The 18,671-nt window shown below is 69.4% G+C and carries 16 protein-coding genes; 10 read left to right on the plus strand and 6 right to left on the minus strand.

Features of this window, described 5'->3' with window-relative positions; genetic code table 11:
- Nucleotides 1-51 precede the first annotated feature (51 nt).
- Both A33M_RS05725 and A33M_RS05730 read left to right on the plus strand, forming a co-directional pair.
- Entirely contained in the window at nt 52-1,338 is a 1,287-nt protein-coding gene (locus A33M_RS05725; RefSeq protein ID WP_008384514.1) for a glycosyltransferase family 87 protein, read from the plus strand.
- Nucleotides 1,339-1,566: 228 nt separating this feature from the next.
- Nucleotides 1,567-2,199, plus strand: coding sequence for a glutathione S-transferase family protein (locus tag A33M_RS05730; protein ID WP_040619477.1), 633 nt, complete (start codon nt 1,567-1,569; stop codon nt 2,197-2,199).
- A 182-nt stretch (nt 2,200-2,381) separates the two neighbouring features.
- Here the strand turns inward: A33M_RS05730 and A33M_RS05735 are convergent, their stop codons facing one another.
- Nucleotides 2,382-4,634 (minus strand): TonB-dependent receptor family protein, encoded by a 2,253-nt coding sequence (locus A33M_RS05735; protein ID WP_008384519.1) that lies wholly within the window; start codon nt 4,632-4,634, stop codon nt 2,382-2,384.
- A gap of 297 nt (nt 4,635-4,931) precedes the next feature.
- Here A33M_RS05735 and A33M_RS05740 point away from each other — a divergent pair, with 297 nt between their 5' ends.
- Entirely contained in the window at nt 4,932-5,288 is a 357-nt protein-coding gene (locus A33M_RS05740) for a DMT family protein (protein ID WP_040619479.1), read from the plus strand.
- Nucleotides 5,289-5,357: 69 nt separating this feature from the next.
- Here A33M_RS05740 and A33M_RS05745 read toward each other — a convergent pair whose 3' ends face one another.
- Together A33M_RS05745 and A33M_RS05750 are read right to left on the minus strand one after the other, a co-directional pair.
- Complete coding sequence (locus A33M_RS05745; RefSeq protein ID WP_157223354.1) at nt 5,358-5,651, minus strand: hypothetical protein; 294 nt, start codon at nt 5,649-5,651, stop codon at nt 5,358-5,360.
- Between the two features lie 372 nt (nt 5,652-6,023).
- Entirely contained in the window at nt 6,024-6,590 is a 567-nt protein-coding gene (locus A33M_RS05750) for a flavin reductase family protein (protein ID WP_008384526.1), read from the minus strand.
- A 155-nt stretch (nt 6,591-6,745) separates the two neighbouring features.
- On the opposite strand from A33M_RS05750, the gene A33M_RS05755 reads away from it, so the two are divergent.
- Both A33M_RS05755 and A33M_RS05760 read left to right on the plus strand, forming a co-directional pair.
- Nucleotides 6,746-8,125 carry an FAD-binding oxidoreductase gene (locus A33M_RS05755; protein ID WP_008384530.1) on the plus strand — a complete coding sequence of 460 codons (1,380 nt, stop codon included), beginning with the start codon at nt 6,746-6,748 and terminating at the stop codon, nt 8,123-8,125.
- A complete protein-coding gene (locus A33M_RS05760; protein ID WP_008384532.1) occupies nt 8,122-8,865 on the plus strand; it encodes an SDR family NAD(P)-dependent oxidoreductase in 744 nt (247 codons plus the stop codon). Before A33M_RS05755 ends, A33M_RS05760 begins: the two co-directional genes overlap by 4 nt.
- A 3-nt stretch (nt 8,866-8,868) precedes the next feature.
- Here the strand turns inward: A33M_RS05760 and A33M_RS05765 are convergent, their stop codons facing one another.
- Nucleotides 8,869-10,344, minus strand: coding sequence for a UbiA family prenyltransferase (locus tag A33M_RS05765; RefSeq protein WP_008384534.1), 1,476 nt, complete (start codon nt 10,342-10,344; stop codon nt 8,869-8,871).
- 256 nt (nt 10,345-10,600) lie between these two features.
- Here A33M_RS05765 and ppk2 point away from each other — a divergent pair, with 256 nt between their 5' ends.
- A complete protein-coding gene (ppk2, locus tag A33M_RS05770; protein ID WP_008384536.1) occupies nt 10,601-11,509 on the plus strand; it encodes a polyphosphate kinase 2 in 909 nt (302 codons plus the stop codon).
- Nucleotides 11,510-11,609: 100 nt separating this feature from the next.
- On the opposite strand, the gene A33M_RS05775 is transcribed toward ppk2, so the two are convergent.
- A complete protein-coding gene (locus A33M_RS05775; protein ID WP_008384538.1) occupies nt 11,610-12,014 on the minus strand; it encodes a hypothetical protein in 405 nt (134 codons plus the stop codon).
- Between the two features lie 154 nt (nt 12,015-12,168).
- Complete coding sequence (locus A33M_RS05780; RefSeq protein ID WP_008384540.1) at nt 12,169-12,648, minus strand: Lrp/AsnC family transcriptional regulator; 480 nt, start codon at nt 12,646-12,648, stop codon at nt 12,169-12,171.
- Between the two features lie 191 nt (nt 12,649-12,839).
- Between A33M_RS05780 and A33M_RS05785 the strand changes: the two genes are divergently transcribed.
- The 4 genes from A33M_RS05785 (at nt 12,840) to A33M_RS05800 (ending at nt 18,473) form a co-directional block, all read left to right on the plus strand.
- Nucleotides 12,840-13,550: an aspartate/glutamate racemase family protein gene (locus A33M_RS05785; RefSeq protein WP_008384542.1), complete on the plus strand. Its 711-nt coding sequence runs from the start codon at nt 12,840-12,842 to the stop codon at nt 13,548-13,550.
- A 126-nt stretch (nt 13,551-13,676) separates the two neighbouring features.
- The gene (locus tag A33M_RS05790; RefSeq protein ID WP_008384545.1) at nt 13,677-15,986 is read left to right on the plus strand and encodes a molybdopterin-dependent oxidoreductase; all 2,310 of its coding nucleotides are present in this window, start codon (nt 13,677-13,679) and stop codon (nt 15,984-15,986) included.
- 202 nt (nt 15,987-16,188) lie between these two features.
- The gene (locus A33M_RS05795; protein WP_008384549.1) at nt 16,189-17,196 is read left to right on the plus strand and encodes a Gfo/Idh/MocA family protein; all 1,008 of its coding nucleotides are present in this window, start codon (nt 16,189-16,191) and stop codon (nt 17,194-17,196) included.
- A gap of 116 nt (nt 17,197-17,312) precedes the next feature.
- Nucleotides 17,313-18,473 carry a DegT/DnrJ/EryC1/StrS family aminotransferase gene (locus A33M_RS05800; protein WP_008384552.1) on the plus strand — a complete coding sequence of 387 codons (1,161 nt, stop codon included), beginning with the start codon at nt 17,313-17,315 and terminating at the stop codon, nt 18,471-18,473.
- Nucleotides 18,474-18,671 lie beyond the last annotated feature (198 nt).

Here is an 18,671-nt window from a genome sequence, read left to right on the forward strand (position 1 = left end):
ACCGGTAGGCTCCTTGGCGGCGGGACGAGCGAGCCGGCGGCGGGAGGGACGATGGCGGGATCGTTGTTTTCGGAGGCCTTGCGCACGGGGGACTGGCTGTCGTGCGAGCGCATCCGGCGGATCGCTGCGATCGTGCTCGCGGTGTCGGCGGTCGCGGTGATCGCGGTCGCGGTGTTCTCGGACGGCTGGACCGACTGGCAGGGCCGCCCGCTCGGCACCGACTTCTCGTGCTTCTATACCGCCGGCCTTCTGGTGCTGCAGGGCCGCGCCGCCGAGGTGTTCGATCCCGCGGTGCTCGGCCCGCTCCAGCTCGCCACCTTCGGTCCGGCGACGCCGTTCTATGGCTGGCTCTATCCGCCGTTCTTCCTGGTGGTGGCGGCGGCGTTGGCGCTGATGCCTTATCCGGTCGCGCTGGCGTCGTGGCTTATGGTGACGCTCGCGCTCTATCTCTGGTCGGTCCGGGCGATCGTTTCGGCCGCTTCTCGGATGTGCGGAGAGAAGCCGGCGCCCGACCGGCTGTGGCTTCTGCTCGCGCTCGCCTTTCCCGCGGTGCTGGTGAATATCGGCCACGGCCAGAACGGCTTTCTCACGGCCGCATTGTTCGGTGGCGCGCTCGTGCGGCTCGACCGCCGGCCGCTCCTCGCCGGCGTGCTGCTCGGCCTGCTCGTCTACAAGCCGCAGTTCGGCCCGCTGATCCCGCTGGTGCTGATCGCCACCGGACGCTGGCGCGCCTTCGCCGCCGCCGCGGTGACCGTGGTGGTGCTGGTCGGGCTGACGGTCGCGGCGTTCGGGCCGGCGATCTGGCAAATCTATCTCGCCTCGGCCGAGACGATGCGCGTGCTGGTGCTGGAGCAGGGCGCGGCCGGCTGGCACAAGCTGCACGGCGTGTTTGCCTGGACGCGGATGTGGGGGGGCTCGGTCGCGCTCGCCTACACGGTGCTGGCGGTGGTGGCGCTGACGACGATGGTGCTCGTCGTGGCGATCTGGCGGCGGCCGGCGCGCTTTTCGGTGCAGGCGGCGGCGCTGATCGTCGGCGCACTGCTGGTCTCGCCGCATTGCCACGACTACGACCTGATGCTGCTCGCTCCCGCGCTCGCCTTCCTGATCATGGACGGCCTCCGCCACGGCTTTGCCCCCTGGGAGAAGACGCTCTTGGCGCTCGTCTGGCTGGTGCCGCTGGTCGGCCGCTCGGTCGCCGAGACGACGCACGTGCCGCTCGGCACGCTTGCGATCCTGGCGCTCTTTTGGGTGGTGCTGCGGCGAAGCGGGGTCGTCGTCGGCCGTGGTGGCCACGAGCGGACCGCGGCGTCGGCAGAACGTATTCTCAAAATCGGATAATTTCGCTGGCTGGTGAGACATCGGTCGTATCGGCGACGTGCCGGACGGCCGCAAATCCCGGTCGACCTGCCGAGAAGCCCTCGAAACTTTGTGCTGTCCCAATTGCGGACGCATTTCGAGCGTGCAATGCTGATGCACGTCCGAAATCGTTCATTGCATTGCAAAAAACATTGCGGTGCCACTCTGTGGCATCTGCATCACAGGGATGGAATACGCTCGAGGACGCGGATGTACACACTCTATTCGATGCAGAGATCGGGGAATTGTTACAAGGTGCGGCTCGCGCTGGCGCAGCTGCGCATTCCGTATCGGCTGGTCGAGATCGACATCCTGAAGGGCGAGAACGGCACGCCGGAATTCCGCGCGAAAAACCCCAGCGGCCGGGTGCCGCTGCTCGAGGTGGCGGCGGGGCGCTACCTGCCCGAGTCGAACGCGATCCTGTGGTACATCGCCGGTGGCACGCCGCTCGCGCCGGACGACCGCTTCGAGCGGGCCGAGGCGCTGCGCTGGATGTTCTTCGAGCAGAACAGCATGGAGCCGAGCATCGGCGCCGCCTATTTCTGGCTCACGCTGGTGCGCGGCGGGCGCGACCTGAAGATGCACGCGATCGAGGGCTGGACCGAATCGGGCTACGGCGCGCTCGGCGTGATGGAGGAGCACCTCGAGACGAACCGCTTCTTCGCCGCCGACCGCTACACCATCGCCGACATCGCGCTCTATGCCTACACCCACATCGCCGAGCAGGCGGGCTTCGATCTGTCCGGCTTCCCGTCGATCCGCACCTGGCTGCGGCGGGTCGCGGCGCAGCCGCGCCACGTGACGATGGAGTGGTCGCCGACGCTTTTGGAGGCGGCGGGGTAGGCGGATCATCCGGTTTCCGCTCGTCCCCGCGAAAGCGGGGACCCAGGAGAGACGAGGAAAGCAGTTCTGGATTCCCGCTTTCGCGGGAACGAGCGGAGAGTGGGGCGTTCGTCGGATCGATCGTCACGGCGCCGGGATGTGCGGGCCGTTTCCGTGCATCGGCTCGTCCGATCTCCTGGAACTCAGAATCTCGCGCGCGTGCCGACGTAGAAGGCGCGGCCGTCGCCCGGCAGAAACGCCGCCTGATCGGCGCGGCTGGCGCGGCCGAGCGTCAGCGTCGAACTGGCAAAAGTTTCGTCGAACACGTTGCGCACCTCGAAAAATCCGCTCCAGCGGGCGGTCGGCCACACGGCGCCGAGCGGCGTCCCGGCGACCCATTCCGGATCGAGGTCGAGGTGGGTGCGCGCATTCACGACGGCGAAGGCTTCGGAGAACAGCGTGTTCGCGTTGTCGACCGGCAGATCGTCCGGCACCCACTGCACCTCGCCCTCGAGCCACCAGTTTTGCCGCGCGTACCACCTCAGCGCTGCGTCCACCACGTGACGCGGCGCCCCGGCGATGCGGCCGTCGCCGTAGAGCGGATCGTCGTCGAAACGAAAATCCTGATAGGTGTAGGTCACCCGCGCCGACAGCGTGTCGGTGAGGCGCACGCGTCCGCCGAGCTCGATGCCGAAATGATGCGTCCGGTCGGCATTCGCGGTGGTGGTCGCGCCCGACACGTTGGTGCTTCTGATCAGCTCGTCGTCGAGCCAGGAATAATAGGTGGTGACGTCCCAGGCGAAGCGGCCGTGCTCGCCGCGCCAGCCGATTTCTGCCGTCACCGCGTGCTGCGCCTCGAGGTCGGGGGTGGAAAAGCCGGTCGGGCCGGTGTTCGGCGTGCCGCCCGTGGCTTCGAGCAGATCGTCGAAGGTCGGCGCCTCGGTGGTCCTGCTCACCGCGACGAAGGCGAGGTTTTTCGGGGCGAACGCCCAGGTCAGCGCGAGGCTCGGGTTCCACGATTCGTAGCTGCGCGAGAAGCTGGTGTCGGTGGCGGCGACCAGGCCGGTGGCGCCGGTCACCGCGTTCAACGTCGGGCGAAAGGCCTGGTCGAACGTGTCGGTGTTGTCGCGGGTGGCGCGGACATAGGACATCGCCGGCGACAGCGTGAACGCGCCGAGCGGCAGGTTGACGCCCGACCACAGCGACAGCGTGTCGGCGTCGAGATCGTTGCTGCCGTAGGTCGTGGTCCTGTTGCCGCGAAAATTGTTCGCCCAGGTCCGCTCGGCGCTGCCGACGACATAGGTCGCGGTCGTCTCGAACAGCGGCAAAGGTGCTGCGGCATCCGGCCGGTAGGCCCAGCGCAAGGACCCGGTGAAATCGCCGCCGTCGGTCAGCCGGTAGCCGGTGCCGACCGGGAAGCGGAAGGTGTCGTCGGTGTCGGTGTAGCCGAGCGCGAGATCGAGCACGTTCGCCCCGAAGGTGGCGGTGGTGCGTGAGCCGATGCGGGCCTGCTCGGTGGTGCGGCGCGGGTGGTCGCGAAGCGCGTTGGGGCCGGGCTCGGTCGGCTTGCCGCCGACGATCACCGGGCCGGGGGCGGCCTGGGTCGGGTCGGCCATCATCCGCTGCCACGACAGCGGGCCGGCGATCTCGAAGTCGAGGTCGGTGTAGCCGACGAAGACGCGGGTCGAGAGGCTGTCGCTCAGTTTTGCGCCGGCATTGGCGGAAAAATTCGTGCGGTCGGAGCCGTTCCAGGTACGGAAGCCGTCGCGCTGGCCATAACTGTATTGGACGAGCGCGTCGTGGTCGCCCTGGCGCAGGCCGCCCTGAATGGCGGTGCGGACATAGCCGAAGCTGCCGCCCTCGACCGAAAGGTCGACGCCGGGCGCGGTCGAGCCGGTCGGCGAGACGAAGTTGATCGCGCCGCCGAGCGTGCCGGCGCCGAGCCGGTTCGCGGTGTAGCCGCGAAACACCTCGAAGAAGGCCGCCTGGCGCGGATCGATCAGCCCGACGATGTACGAGCCGTCGGCGCGGTTGATCGGCAGGCCGTCCTGAAGGATTTGCAGGCCGCGCTCGGTCGGGTTCGACGACAGGCCGGAGCCGCGGATATTGATCTTCGGCTGATCGTTGCCGCCGAGAAAGCTCGCGGCGATCACGCCCGGCACGGTGGCGAGCGAATCGGCGATCGACACGTCGGCGCGGCCGGCGAGCTCTCGTGTCGCGACCACCGCGGTGCCGCCGCCGGTCGCCTCGAGCCTGCGGCGCGCCTCGGCCTCGCTGCTGGCCGCGGGGGGCGCGGCGGGGCCGGGTGCAACCGCCTCCACCGTCAGCGCCGGCAAGGTCACGGTGCTGCCGGGCGTCGCCGACTGGGCGACGGCGTCGGAGGCGTCGGACGCGGCGGCGAGCAGGGCGGCGAGCGACACCGCCGTGGCGGCGATCGACGGGCGGGAACGAGGCACGGTCGGGCTCCGGGGGGCGAGGGATCGCGGACGAGAGTCCGGCCGGGCGACGCCGGTGGCAATCGGGACTTGTCCGATCACCCCCGCAAAGCCGGTATGAAAGGCACCGGACGGCGCCGAATGCGACCGGAAAGCCACAGCTTTTCGGATTCGTCCGGGTGTCTTCGAACCGCCACGGCAAATCCTCGCCGTCGCCTTTCCCGCACGCTATCGGGCTCGGCCACCATCCGCCGGTTCCGGCGTTTCGCGGCAGGCCGCGCGCCGCGGCTGCCGTCCTTGCCCGAGGCCCCGAAAACAATGCCCCCGCTGCTCGCGTCGCCCTATGTGTCGCCGGTGCTGCTGCTCGTCTGCTCCAACGTGTTCATGACCACCGCCTGGTACTGGCATCTCCGCTTCCGCGAGGTGCCGCTGTGGCAGGTGGTGCTGATCTCGTGGGGGCTCGCGCTGATCGAGTACTGCCTGGCGGTGCCGGCGAATCGCTGGGGCGCGACCGTTTACGCGCCGGCGCAGCTGAAGACCATCCAGGAGGTGATCACGCTCGTGGTGTTCGCCGGCTTCTCGTGGCTCTACCTGAACCAGCCTCTCGCCTGGAACCACCTGGTCGGCTTCGCCTTCGTGGGGGTCGGGGCGTTCTTCGTCTTCCACCGCTGGTGAACGGCTCCCGAGAGGCGAGACGGGACGCCGCGGCGAGGCGACGTCCCGTCCGAGTTTCCGAACCGGCTCTCAGCGGCTGCGCGGCGGGTGCACCATGCCGGTGACCAGCACCGTGAGGCCGCCCAGCGCGACCAGCGCCAGGCTGACGAGACCGGCGGCGGGCAGCCCGCCCGAGCCGTAGTCGGTCGGCGTCAGCGGACGCGCCTCGGCGACCTGGATGGTCACGGCCAGCACGACGGCGATCGACACGACGAGCGTCACGGCGGTCAGCAGCTGCGCGGCGAGCGCGACGCTGCGGTAGCGCTCCGGGCGCTCGTTGCGGGAGGACTGCAAGCCGGAAGAGAGGGGGTGAGAGACGTGCATGGCGACGACCGTTACGCGGTGATGACTGGGACTCTATGGCCGAAGATCGGGGCCTCGGCTGGACGCAATCGGGGCGATCGCGGCGAGCTTTCGAGGCAAACCCGAGGCACCGTATTAACGAGGGGTTAATGAACCTTTGCGAGTCCCGGGCCCGTCCCCTCGTTTCTCTCGTGTGGCCGCGAACGGGCACGCGGGCGCCGGCGGCCGCCGGTGCTCGGGAGAGGCGGAAACGGCCCGTGGCGCGACCGGCCGGGAGCCGGGGTGGTGCGGCGTCGCGCCGACCGTCCCGGCCGCGACGCGGGCCGAGATGCGGGCCGAGATGCGGGCCGAGACGCCGGCGGGCGAGCCTGCGGGCGCGCCCGCGGGCGTCGCTCACTCGTCCAGCATGTCGGGGCGGAACCGCTTGCGCCAGCGCGAGGTGTTTTCGCCCGACACCATGAACACGCCGTCGCCCCGGTAATGGATCGTGCGCGGCCAGCGCGGCGAGGTGGCGACGTGCGCCTTCACCACCTCGAAGACGAACAGGTTGTAGCGCTCGATCGGTCTCGCATCGGCGAGCCGGCACTCGAAGCTCGCGAAGCACTCGGCGATCAGCGGCGCCGACACCTGCTCGCCGGGCTCCGCCGTGAGCCCGAATTTCTCGAACTTGTCGACGTCGCGGCCGGAGCAGTTGCCGATGTCGACCACGGTCGAGGCCATCTCCACCGTCGGCACGTTGATCACCGCGACCTTGCTCTTGCGGATCATCTGGTGGGAGTGGTTCTGGTCCCACACGTAGCAGCCGACCAGCGACGGCTCGAACCCCATGATCATGTGCCAGCCGAGCGTCATCACGTTGCGCTCGCCCTCGAAGGCGGAGCTCAGCAGCACGATCGGACCCGGCTCGAGCAGCCGGCGGACCTGCCACACCGGGGCATCGGCCTTCACGAACGGTTTCATGGCTGCTCTCCCGCGCCCGGGCTCGTGTCGCGCCGGCTCGCATCGCGCCGGCCTTTGGTCGCCGGCCGGGCGGCCGGTGGGCCTTCACAACGCGGGCCGAACGTTGCATGACTCGCACGGCCTCGCCAAGGCGGCGAGCGCAGGGCGGGAAACACATGACGACGCAGGCGTCGAAGCTGTCCGAGGTGTCCAAGCTGTCCGATGTCTCCTCCTGGGGCCGGCGGGGCCGCGTGCCGCACCACGTGCTGCGGCCGTCCTTTCTCGACGACGCGACTGCCGCCGTCGCCGATGCGACCGCCGCGCTGGAGGGCGACGGGCCGCCGCTGCTCGCCTTCGGGCTCGGCCGCTCCTATGGCGACGTCTGCCTCAATGCGAACGGCCGCCTGCTGGTCACCGACCGTCTCGACCGCCTCCAGCACTTCGATGCGTCGGCAGGCGTGGTGCGCGCGGAGGCCGGCCTCTCGCTCGATCATCTGTTGCGGGTGATCGTGCCGCGCGGCTGGTTTCTGCCGGTGACGCCGGGCACGAAATTCGTGACGCTGGGAGGTGCCGTCGCCAACGACGTGCACGGCAAGAACCACGAGCATGCCGGCTCGTTCGGCGTGCACGTGAGACGGCTCGGCCTCTTCCGCTCGACCGGCGAGACGCTCACGCTGTCGCGCGAGGAGAATGCCGAGCTGTTTGCCGCCACGGTCGGCGGGCTCGGCCTCACCGGGCTGATCACCTGGGTCGAGCTGGACCTCGCGCCGATCAAGTCGTCGCGGCTCGAGACCGAGACGATCGACATTCCCGATCTCGACGGCTTCTTCCGTATCGCCGAGGAGACCTCGCGGGCGGGCGAGGCGTGGCCGTTCACCGTCGCCTGGGTCGACTGCCTCGCCTCGGGCAGCGGGCTCGGCCGTGGCCTGTTCATGCGCAGCCGCTTCGTGCCGGAGGGCGGCCTCGCCGTCCATCGCGACCCGAAAATCACCGTGCCGCTCGACGCCCCGGGCTTCCTGCTCAACGGCCTGACGATGCGCGCCTTCAACGGCCTCTATCGCAACCGCCCCTTTGCACGCGGACGCAAGGTCCAGCACTACGATCCGGTGTTCTATCCGCTCGACGCGATCGGCGGCTGGAACCGGCTGTACGGCAAGCGCGGCTTCTATCAGCACCAGTCGGTGATCCCGTTCCCGCAGGCGCGCGACACCGTGAAGCGGCTTCTGGAGACCACCGCCGCGGCGGGGCAGGGGTCGTTCCTCTCGGTGCTCAAGCTGATGGGCGACAGGGCGTCGTCCGGCCTGCTGTCGTTCCCGCGCGCCGGCGCGACGCTGGCGCTCGATTTCCCCGACAAGGGCGAGGCGACCCGCGGGCTGCTGCTGCGGCTCGCCGAGATCGTGCTGGAGGCGGGCGGCCGCCTCTATCCCGCCAAGGACGCCGTGATGACGCCGGAGATGTTCCGCGCCGGATATCCCGACTGGCAAAAGGTCGCCGCCTTGCGTGATCCGAGAATACGATCCGATTTCTGGCGGCGCGTGACGGGAGAGCCGGCATGAGCGCGAAAAACATCCTCGTGCTCGGCGCCGTCTCGGCGATCGCCCAAGCCTATGCCCGGCAGCGGGCACCGAGCGGCGCGCGCTTTTTGCTGGTCGGCCGCGACGCCGCCCGGCTCGCGCCGATCGCCTCGGACCTCGTTGCCCGCGGTGCGGCGGGGGCCGACACGGCGGTGGCGGATCTCGCCGAGACCGACGCGATCGAGACCCGGCTCGCCGAGTGGCGCCAAAATTTCGGCGCGCCCGACGAGGTGTTGATCGCCTATGGCGCGCTCGGCGATCAGGCCGAGAGCGAAAAGAACCTCGACATCGCGCGAAAAGCGATCGAGGTCGGCTTCACCAGCGTCGCGATGTGGGTGCTGGCGCTCCTGAAGGCGCGCGCGCCCGACGCGCCGCTGACGCTCGCGGTGATCGGCTCGGTCGCCGGCGACCGCGGCCGCGCCAGCAACTTCGTCTACGGCGCCGCCAAGGGCGGGCTCGACCGCTTCCTCGAGGGCGTGACGCACGCGAACGCCGGCACGCCGGTGCACGTCGTCACGGTGAAGCCCGGCTTCGTCGACACGCCGATGACCGACGGTTTGCCGAAGGGCCCGCTGTTCGCGTCGCCCGACCGCGTCGCCGCCGACATCGTCAGCGCGATCGAGAAGCGGCGCCGGGTGGTCTACACGCCGTGGTTCTGGTTCGTCATCATGACGATCATCCGCCACCTGCCGTGGTTCGTGTTTCGGCGGATGAAGATCTGATCGTCAGATCGAGAGCATGAAGGCGAGGCCGATCACCGCGCCCATGAGAAGGCTGGTGCGGTCCTTCAGCGCGAACACCACCGGGTCGTCGTCCAGCTCGGTGCGGTGGGCGAGCAGCCAGATCCGCATCAGCCACAGCGTCATCAGCGCCGGCACCGCATAGAGCCAGGCGAGGTGGTCGTAGAAGCCGGACGGCGCCGCGTCGTTGGCGAGATAGAGCAGCATCACCACGATCGAGCCGAGCCCGGTGCCGACGCCGAAGGCGAGCGTCAGCGGCCAGTCGGTGCCGCGATAGCCGCGCCCGGCGATGTCGGCGCCGCTCGCCACCGCCCGCATCACCTCGACGTGCCGCTTGGCGAGCGCGAGCGACACGAAGAACGCCAGCGCGAACGACAACAGCCAGGGCGACTGCGGCTGGCCGAGCACCGCCGCGCCCATCGCGACGCGTAGCGTGAACAGCGTGCCGATCACCGCGACGTCGGTCAGTGGCAACCGCTTGAGGCCGAACGAGTAGGCGGTGGTGAGCACCAGATAACAGGCGAGCAGGGCCGCGAACGGCGGCGACAGCACGAGCGCGATCGCGAGCGCCAGGAAAATCATCAGCGGTGCGGCGACCAGCCCCAGCTCGAGCCTGAGCGTGCCGGCGGCGAACGGGCGCAAGCGCTTGGTCGGGTGCTGCCGGTCGGCGGCGAGGTCGGCGAGATCGTTGAGGAGATAGGTGCCCGAGGCGAGCACCGACAAAAGCAAGAAGCCCAGCACCGCCGCGGCGATCTTGCCCGGATGGGTGAAATCGTGGCCGACGAACAGCGGCACGAACAGCAGCATGTTCTTCGACCACTGGTGCATCCGCAGCGCCCGCATCCACGGCATCAGGCCGGGGCGCGGACGCGACAGCTCGGCCAGCACCGGCGTGCCGCAGGCGGCGACCCGGTCGGCGACCACGCGGGCGACGTCGCACAGCACCGCGCCCTTCGCGGCCGCGAACAGCGGTAGGTCGGCCGGGCTGTCGCCGGCATAGAGGAAGCCGTCCGGAAAGTGCGCGCGCAGATGCGCGAGCTTGGTCTCGCCTTTGAGATTGTCGACCCCGTCGCTGCCGATCGCGCTGTCGAACAGGCCGAGCGCGGCGGCGATGCCGTCGGCGATGCTCTGGTCGGCGGCGGTGACGAGATGCACCGGCCGGCCCCGCGCGCGCTCGGTGCGGATCAGCTCGATCAGCGCCTCGCGGCACGGCAGGCCGTCGAAGTCGAGCGCGCCGTGGGCGGCGAGCCGCCGCTTGAAGGCGGCGCGGTCGCGGATGCAGGCGAGCGACGCGACGGCGGCCAAGGGATCGCGGAACAGCACGCGGCTGAAGGTCTCCACCAGCGAATCGGTCAGCAGGAGCGTGCCGTCGAGATCGACCACCAGCGGGAGTGTCGTGTCGGCGTCGAGCCCGTCGTCGGGCAGGGCGGCGGGCGGGGTGGAGGGCAGGGGCTGGTGCAAAGGAGAGGTCCTGACGCGCGTGTCCGGGGGCTTCCGCCGTAGTCATTCCGCGGTACCCTACACTCGTCCCATCGGCAAGGCTTTGCCGCAACCGTCGCGCGCAACCGCGGGCGGCGTGCCGGTGGGCCCGATCGCGCAGCCGAGCGTCGTCACCGAACCCGTGTCACCGAACTGTCGTGAAAGCCGTGCAAGCGGAGCGGTGGCCGGCCGGGGCGCGAGGCCGGTCCAAGGACACAGAACCGGACAGGAGTGCGACATGGACGACCGCAAGGGGCAGGACTGGCTCGCCGCCGAGCTCGCCGACACCATCGACGAGGACTACGAGCTGGAGCTGTCGGAGCCCGCCCTCTCGCTGGAAATCCGCGAGATCTACAAGAAGATGCGGCCGCCTGCGATCGACCGGCGGACCTATTTCCACGAGCTGATCCGGCTGCAGTGCGAGCTGATCAAGCTGCAGGACTGGGTGGTGCACACCAAGTCGAAGCTGGTGGTGATCTTCGAGGGGCGCGACGCCGCCGGCAAGGGCGGGGTGATCAAGCGCATCACCCAGCGGCTCAATCCGCGGGTCTGCCGGGTGGTGGCCCTACCGGCCCCGACCGAGCGCGAAAAAACGCAGTGGTATTTTCAGCGCTACGTGCCGCATCTGCCGGCCGGTGGCGAGATCGTGCTGTTCGACCGCTCCTGGTACAACCGCGCCGGCGTCGAGCGGGTGATGGGGTTCGCCAGCCCGGACCAGGTCGAGCAGTTCTTTCGCGATGTGCCGGATTTCGAGCGGATGCTGGTGCGCTCCGGCATCACGCTGGTGAAGTATTGGTTTTCGATCACCGACGAGGAGCAGCAGTTCCGCTTCCTCATCCGCATCCACGACCCGATGAAGCAGTGGAAGCTCTCGCCGATGGACCTGCAGTCGCGGGTCAAGTGGGAGGACTACACCAAGGCCAAGGAGGAGATGTTCGCGCGCACGAACATCCCCGAGGCGCGCTGGTTCATCGTCGAGGGCAACGACAAGAAGCGGGCCCGGCTCAACTGCATCGATCATCTCCTCGCGCAGATGCCCTACGAGGAGGTGCCGCACGAGCACATCGCGTTGCCGGAGCGGGTGTTCAACCCCGACTACGAGCGCCAGGTGCTGCCGGCCGAGTTCTACGTGCCGGAGAAATATTGAGGCGGCCGCCCGTTTTCGGCAAACCGACGACAAAAGAAGAAGGCACGCCCGGCGGGCGGCCGGACGTGCCTTCGTTCAAAGCGGTCGCGAGACGCTGCGATCAGCAAAAGCTGTAATCGGCCCGATAGGCGCCGGCGACCGGGCAGTTGCTGCGGCCCCAGCCCCATCCGCTGCGATAGGCCGGCGCATAGGCGTAGCCGGCGTATCCGGGATAGGCGTAGCCGCCGTAACCGACGGGCGCATAGCCGTAGGACGGCGCATACCCGTATCCGTAAGCCGGCGCCGGGGCGTAGGCGTATCCCGGCGCGTAGCCGTATCCGTAGCCGCCGTAATAGGCGTTGGCGCGGGCATTGGCCGCCGCTGCGCCGACGATCGCTCCCGCCACCAGGCCGAACCCGGCCGCCGCGAGATAGCGCCCGCTGCGGGCTTCTGCCGCCGATGTGGTCACGGCCAGCGCGCCGGCCAGAGAGAGCGCGGCGATCGTCTTGGTGGTCACGTATCTCATGACGAGCTCCTGGGTCCTTGCGGTGGGCCGGGCGCGGGCGAGCCCGCACGGGCGGGCCCGCATGTGCGATGTCCGGGCAATGCCGCCGCTCCTCGTGCGTTCCTTCACGTCCGCGTGCGGACCCTGGTGCTCCGGTCGCACGGCGCGCGGGCGGTCAGCCCTCCCCGCTGCGCCGGCCGATATAGGTGGTCGGCACCGCGGTGGTGTATTTCAGCTCCTCCATCGCGATCGCCGAGGAGACGTCGGCGAGCTCCACCCGCTCGATCATCCGCTTGTAGACGTCGTCGTAGGCGTCGATGTCGGGCACCACGATGCGCAAGAGATAGTCGACGTCGCCGGTGAGCCGCCACGCCTCGACGATCTCCGGCACGTCGGCGATCAGCTTGCGGAACGCGTCGACCCAGTCGTGCGCGTGGCGGGTGGTGCGCACCGAGACGAACAGCGTCATCGGCACGTTCACCTTGCGGCGGTCGACCAGCGCCACCCGGCGGCGCACCACCCCCAAATCCTCGAGCTTCTTGATGCGCCGCCAGCACGGCGCGGCGCTGAGGCCGACGCGGTCGGCGATCTCGGCGATCGGCAGCGTGGCGTCGGCCTGGAGGAGATCGAGGATCTTCTGGTCGATGCGGTCCATGCGCCGGGGCCTTTCGGTTGCCGATTTCTCGGGGTGGCAGGTTCGAGCAATTCGATTTCTCTATTTGCCACATAAAGGAAAGTCGGTCGCTCCTTTTCCGCAAAAGACCAATGAATTGGCGACCGTCGTGCGCGCGCTTTTGCCTAGACTCGCGGTCACTGGACACCATCGGATTGCGAGGAGGACGTGTCGTGCGCACCATCGGGCTGATCGGCGGCATGAGCTGGGAGAGCACGCAGGGCTATTACCGGCGGATCAACGAGCAGGTGCGCGAGCGCCGCGGCGGGTTGCGCTCGGCCGACATTCTGATGCGCTCGGTCGATTTCGAGGAGGTCGCCGCCCTGCAGCGCGCCGGCGACTGGGACGGCGCCGGCAGGATGCTGGCGGGGATCGCGAAAAACCTGGAGCAGGGCGGGGCGGGCTGCGTGCTGATCTGCACCAACACGATGCACAAGGTGGCGGATGCGGTCGAGCGGGCGATCGGCGTGCCGCTCGTTCACATCGTCGACGCGACCGCCGAAGGGTTGCGCAGGGCCGGCGCGAAAAAGCCGCTGCTGCTCGCCACCCGCTTCACGATGGAGGAGGCGTTCTATCGCGGGCGGATGCGCGAGCGCTACGGCATCGAGGCGCTGGTGCCGGAGACGGACGACCGCGCGATGCTGCACCACGTGATCTTCGACGAGCTGTGCCGCGGCGTGGTGGAGGAGAGTTCGCGTGAAAAATTCCGCACCGTGATCGCACGGGGAAGAGAGCAAGGGGCGGATTCGGTGATCCTCGGTTGCACCGAGATCGGCATGCTGATCGGTGCTGCGGACAGCGTGCTGCCGGTGTTCGATTCGACGCTGCTGCACGCCGATGCCGCGGTCGATTTCGCGCTCGCCGAAAAGGCCGCCGCGGCCTGACGGCGCAGAGCAGGGCGCATCGCAGGGCGCAGGGCAGGGTGGCACAGGGCAGGGTGGCGCAGGGTGAGGTGGCGCAAGCCGGGGGGCCGGCTTGCCTCGGCGCCCGCGCTGCCTCACTCTGCGAGCATGACCCCCGAACGCTATCCTTCGCTCGCCCATTGGGGCGCCTTCACCGCCCTGGTCGAGAACGGAAAGGTCGTCCGCTGCGAGGCGTTCGACCGCGACCCGGCGCCGAGCCCGCTGCTCGCCTCCATTCCCGCGATGGTCCACTCGCCGCTGCGTGTGGAAAGGCCCGCGGTGCGCGACGGCTGGCGCGAGGGAAAGCCGCGCACGGGCCACGACGCCTTCCACGAGGTGTCGTGGGACGAGGCGCTCGACCTCGTGGCAAGCGAGATCGCGCGGGTGCGCGAAAAACACGGCCCGACCGGCATTTTCGGCGGATCCTATGGCTGGTCGTCCGCGGGCCGCGTGCATCACGCCCGCACGCTGGTGCGGCGGTTTCTGTTTCTCGGCGGCGGCTGTGTCGATCAGCTGAGCAACTACTCGTTCGGCGCCGCGCAGTTTCTGCTGCCGCACGTGATCGGCACGTTTCAGCCGGTCGCCGGCCGGGTCACCGACTGGCCGAGCCTGTTGAAGCACACCCGCACGATCGTCGCCTTCGGCGGGCTCGCGCCGAAGAACGCGCAGGTCGGCTCCGGCGGCGTCGGCGCCCACGTGCTCGAGCAATGGCTCCGCCGCGCCCGCGCGGCCGGCATCCGCATCGTCAATGTGAGCCCGCTGAAGTCCGACGTGCCGGATTTCTGTGATGCCGAATGGGTGCCGGTCCGCCCCAACACCGACACCGCCTCGATGCTCGGCATGGCGCACACGCTGCTGACCGAGGGGTTGCACGACCAAGACTTCGTCACGAGCCACTGCTCCGGCTTCGACACGTTTGCCGATTATCTGATCGGGCGTGCGGACGGCGTGGAGAAATCGGCCGGATGGGCCGAGAGCATCTGCGGCGTGCCGGCAGAGACGATCCGCGATCTCGCCCGCCGGTCGGCGGCGGCACCGACCTATCTCACCGCCGCGTGGTCGCTGCAGCGGGCGGAGCACGGCGAGCAGCCGTTCTGGGCGCTGATCGCGCTCGCCGCGATGCTCGGCGGCATCGGCAGGCCGGGCGAGGGGTTCGGCTTCGGCCATGGCTCGATGCACGGCACCGGCGTTCCGCGCGTGCCCTTGCCCGGTCCGGACACGCCGCTTCCCAAAAACCCGGCGAGCTGCACGATCCCGGTCGCCCGCATCGCCGACATGCTGCTCGATCCCGGTGGCGCGTACGACTTCAACGGCAAGACCTACACGTATCCCGATGTGCGGCTGGTCTATTGGGCCGGCGGCAATCCGTTCCACCACCATCAGGATCTCTCGCGGCTCGAGCGCGCCTGGCAAAAACCCGAGACGGTGATCGTGCACGAGCCGTGGTGGACGCCGACCGCGCGCCGCGCCGACATCGTGCTGCCGGCGACCACCGCGCTCGAGCGCAACGACGTCGGCGGCTCGTCGCGCGACCCGTACGTCTTCGCCATGCACCGGGCGATCGCCCCGGTCGGCGAGGCGCGCAACGACCGCGACATTTTTGCCGGGCTCGCCGACCGGCTCGGCTACGGCGACGCCTATACCGAAGGGCTCGACGAGATGGACTGCTGCCGTCTGGTCTACGAGCGCTTGCGCGAGGCCGCGGCCGCCCGCGCGGTGGAGCTGCCGGCGTTCCAGCAATTCTGGGCGGAGGGTTTCGTCGCGCTGCCGAAGCCGGACGAGGACTTCGTGCTGTTCGAGGCGTTTCGCCGCGATCCGGAAAAGCATCGGCTCGCCACGCCGAGCGGCAAGATCGAGATCGTCTCCGCGACGGTCGCGGGTTTCGGCTACGACGACGCCCCGGCGCATCCGGCCTGGCTGCCGCCGCAGGAATGGCTCGGCGCCGCGGGGGCGGAGCGCTTTCCGCTGCATCTGATCACCCACCAGCCGGCGCGCCGCCTGCACAGCCAGGCCGATCCGGGACCGGTGTCGCAGGCCGGCAAGGTGGCGGGGCGCGAGCCGGTTCGGCTGTCGCCACGCGATGCGGCTGCGCGAAATCTGTCCGACGGCGACCTCGTGCGGGTGTTCAACGACCGCGGCGCCTGCCTCGCCGGAGTGGTGATCGATTCGGGGGTGCGCGAGGGCGTCGCGGTGATCGCGACCGGCGCGTGGTTCGACCGTGCCGAGCAGAACGGGGCGCTCGAGGTATCGGGCAACCCGAACGTCCTCACCCGCGACGTCGGCACCTCGCGGCTGGCGCAGGGGTCGAGCGCGCAGAGCACATTGGTGGAGGTCGAGCGATTTGTCGGCAGGCTACCCGCATCGCGCGTGCTGGCGCCGCCCGCGTTCGCCCGGACCGAGGCCCCGGCGCGGGCGTGAAACACCGGTTCCGCCTGCGTTTTCCCCGTTTCGTCGCGCCCGGCCGGGCGGCCGGGCAGGGCGCGCCGTTCGCATGCAGATTCGAAGCCAGTTTGTAACTGACTGAATCAAAACGTGTTTGAACAACCCGCTTTTGCCGTCGCGGCGATCGTTGCGGCATGTTAGGGAAACGCATCGTAACGGGACGAGGGGTTCGGTAACCATGAGCGGGGGCTCGCGGGACGGCGCGACTGGCGCAAACGAACGGCTGCGGGTCGGCGTGATCGGCGTCGGCGTGATGGGCTGCAATCATGCGCGCGTGCTGGCGGGTTTGCCGAACGTGGAGCTGATCGGCGTCGCCGATCCCAATGTCGGGCAGACCGAGTTCGTCGGCCGCACGCTCGGCTGCGAGACCTTTCCGGACACCGAGACGCTGCTCGATTTCGGCGTCGACGCCGTCACCATCGCGGCGCCCACCCATCTGCATCGCGACGTCGCGCTCGCCTGCATCCGCCGCGGCGTCCATGTGATGGTCGAGAAGCCGATCGCCTCGACGATCGAGCAGGGCCACGAGATCATCGATGCGGCGCGTCGCGCCGGCGTCACCTTGATGGTCGGCCATGTCGAGCGCTTCAATCCCGCCGCCCGCGCGGTGAAGGAGGCGATCCGCAACGAGGAGATTCTGTCGATCGGCATCACCCGGGTCGGGCCGTTCCCGCCGCGGATGTCGAATGTCGGCATCGTCATCGATCTCGCCGTGCACGACATCGATCTGGTGCGCTGGTTCACCGGCTCCGACATCGTCGAGGTGCAGTCGCAGCTCTCCAGCGCCAAGGCCGAGCGCGAGGACATCGCGCTGCTGCAGTTCCGCACCGCCTCCGGCGTGCTCGCCCACATCAACACCAATTGGCTGACGCCCTTCAAGGCGCGCACCGTCCAGATCGCCACCAAGCGCAAATACCTCACCGGCGATCTCCTCACCCGGCAGGTGAGCGAGTGCTTCGGCTTCCAGCCGGACGGCAGCTACTCGATGCGCCATCTGCCGGTCGCCCACGAGGAGCCGCTGCGCGCCGAGCTCGGCGCCTTTCTCGATGCGGTCCGCAACGGCACCAAGCCGGCGGTCGGCGGCGAGGAGGGCGTGGCGAGCCTTGAGATCGCGATGCAGTGCCTCGCCGGCGGCATCGCCGCGCCGGCGCGTCCCGCGCGCAAGCCGCGCGCGATCGCGAGCTGATCCCGACGGCGCCACACCGCGACCTCCTCCGGGCGCCGCCGAAGGCGGCGTGCCGCGAGGCGAGGCTCGCGCATCGCCGTCCGCACGACCTTCCGTATCGACTTTCGAGAACAGCCATGACCGAGCACGCTCGACTGCAGCCGCAGCCGATTCCCTTCATCGATGTCGCGGCGCAACGCCGGGCCATGGGCGAGAAGCTGGACCAGGCTTTGGCGCGGGTGACCGGGCACTGCCAGTTCATCCTCGGCCCCGAGGTGCGCGAGCTGGAGAGCGAGCTCGCCGCCTTCTGCGGCGCCAAGCGCACCGTCACCTGCGCGAGCGGCACCGACGCCCTCTCGCTCGTGCTGATGGCCCACCGGATCGGGCCGGGCGACGCGGTGATCTGCCCCTCCTTCACCTTCTGCGCGACCGCCGAGGTGGTGGCGTTGCATCGCGCCACACCCGTGTTTGCCGACATCGACGAGGGCACCTTCAACATCTCGGTCGAGAGCGCGGCGCAGGCGGTCGAGACCGCCAAGAAGCAAGGACTCACGCCGCGGGCGATCATTCCGGTCGACCTGTTCGGCCTGCCGGCCGATCACGCGGCGATCGCCGCGCTCGCCAAAGCCGAAGGCCTGTTCGTGCTGGACGACGCCGCGCAAGGGTTCGGCGGCACCTATCGGGGCAAGCGGCTCGGCGGCACCGGGCTCGCGACCGCGACGGCGACCAGCTTCTTTCCGGCAAAGCCGCTCGGCTGCTACGGCGACGGCGGCGCCATCTTCACCGACGACGACGAGCTTGCCGCGACGCTGATCAGCCTGCGGGTGCACGGCCACGGCGCCGACAAGTACGACAATGTCCGCATCGGCCTCACCTCGCGCCTCGACACGCTGCAGGCCGCCGTGCTGCGTGAGAAGCTGACGCTCTTCCCGGACGAGATTCTTTCGCGTGACCGGGGGGCGGCGCGCTATGCCGAGGGGCTGAAGGACGTGGTGACGGTGCCGTCGGTGCCGGAGGGTTATTCCTCGGTGTGGGCGCAGTACACCATCCGCATTCCGGCGGGGACGCGCGAGAAATTCGCCGCGGCGCTGAAGGCCGAGGGCGTGCCGACCGCGATCTACTACCCGATCCCGCTGCACCGGCAGGTCGCCTACAAGGATTTTCCCTCCGCCGGCAACGGCCTGCCGGTGTCCGACCGCGTCGCCGACGAGGTGATCAGCCTGCCGATGCACGCCTATCTCGACGCGCCGACCCAGGACCGGGTGATCGACGCCGTACGCCGCGCCGTGAAAGGGTGATCGGAGCCGCGTAATCGGCTATCGGTCGTTCCGGGGCGCGCGGGAGAGCCTCCAGTCCATCGGCCTCATGCCGAGGAGCGGCCGCAGGCCGCGTCTCGAACCATGGGCCGCCCCGGCCCTTCGAGACGGCCGCTTTGCGGCCTCCTCGGGGTGATACCAGCGGCGGGAAACTATGACCTCATCCTGAGGGTCGCCGAA

Source organism: Rhodovulum sp. PH10 (genome assembly GCF_000293785.1).
GTDB lineage: Bacteria > Pseudomonadota > Alphaproteobacteria > Rhizobiales > Xanthobacteraceae > Rhodoplanes.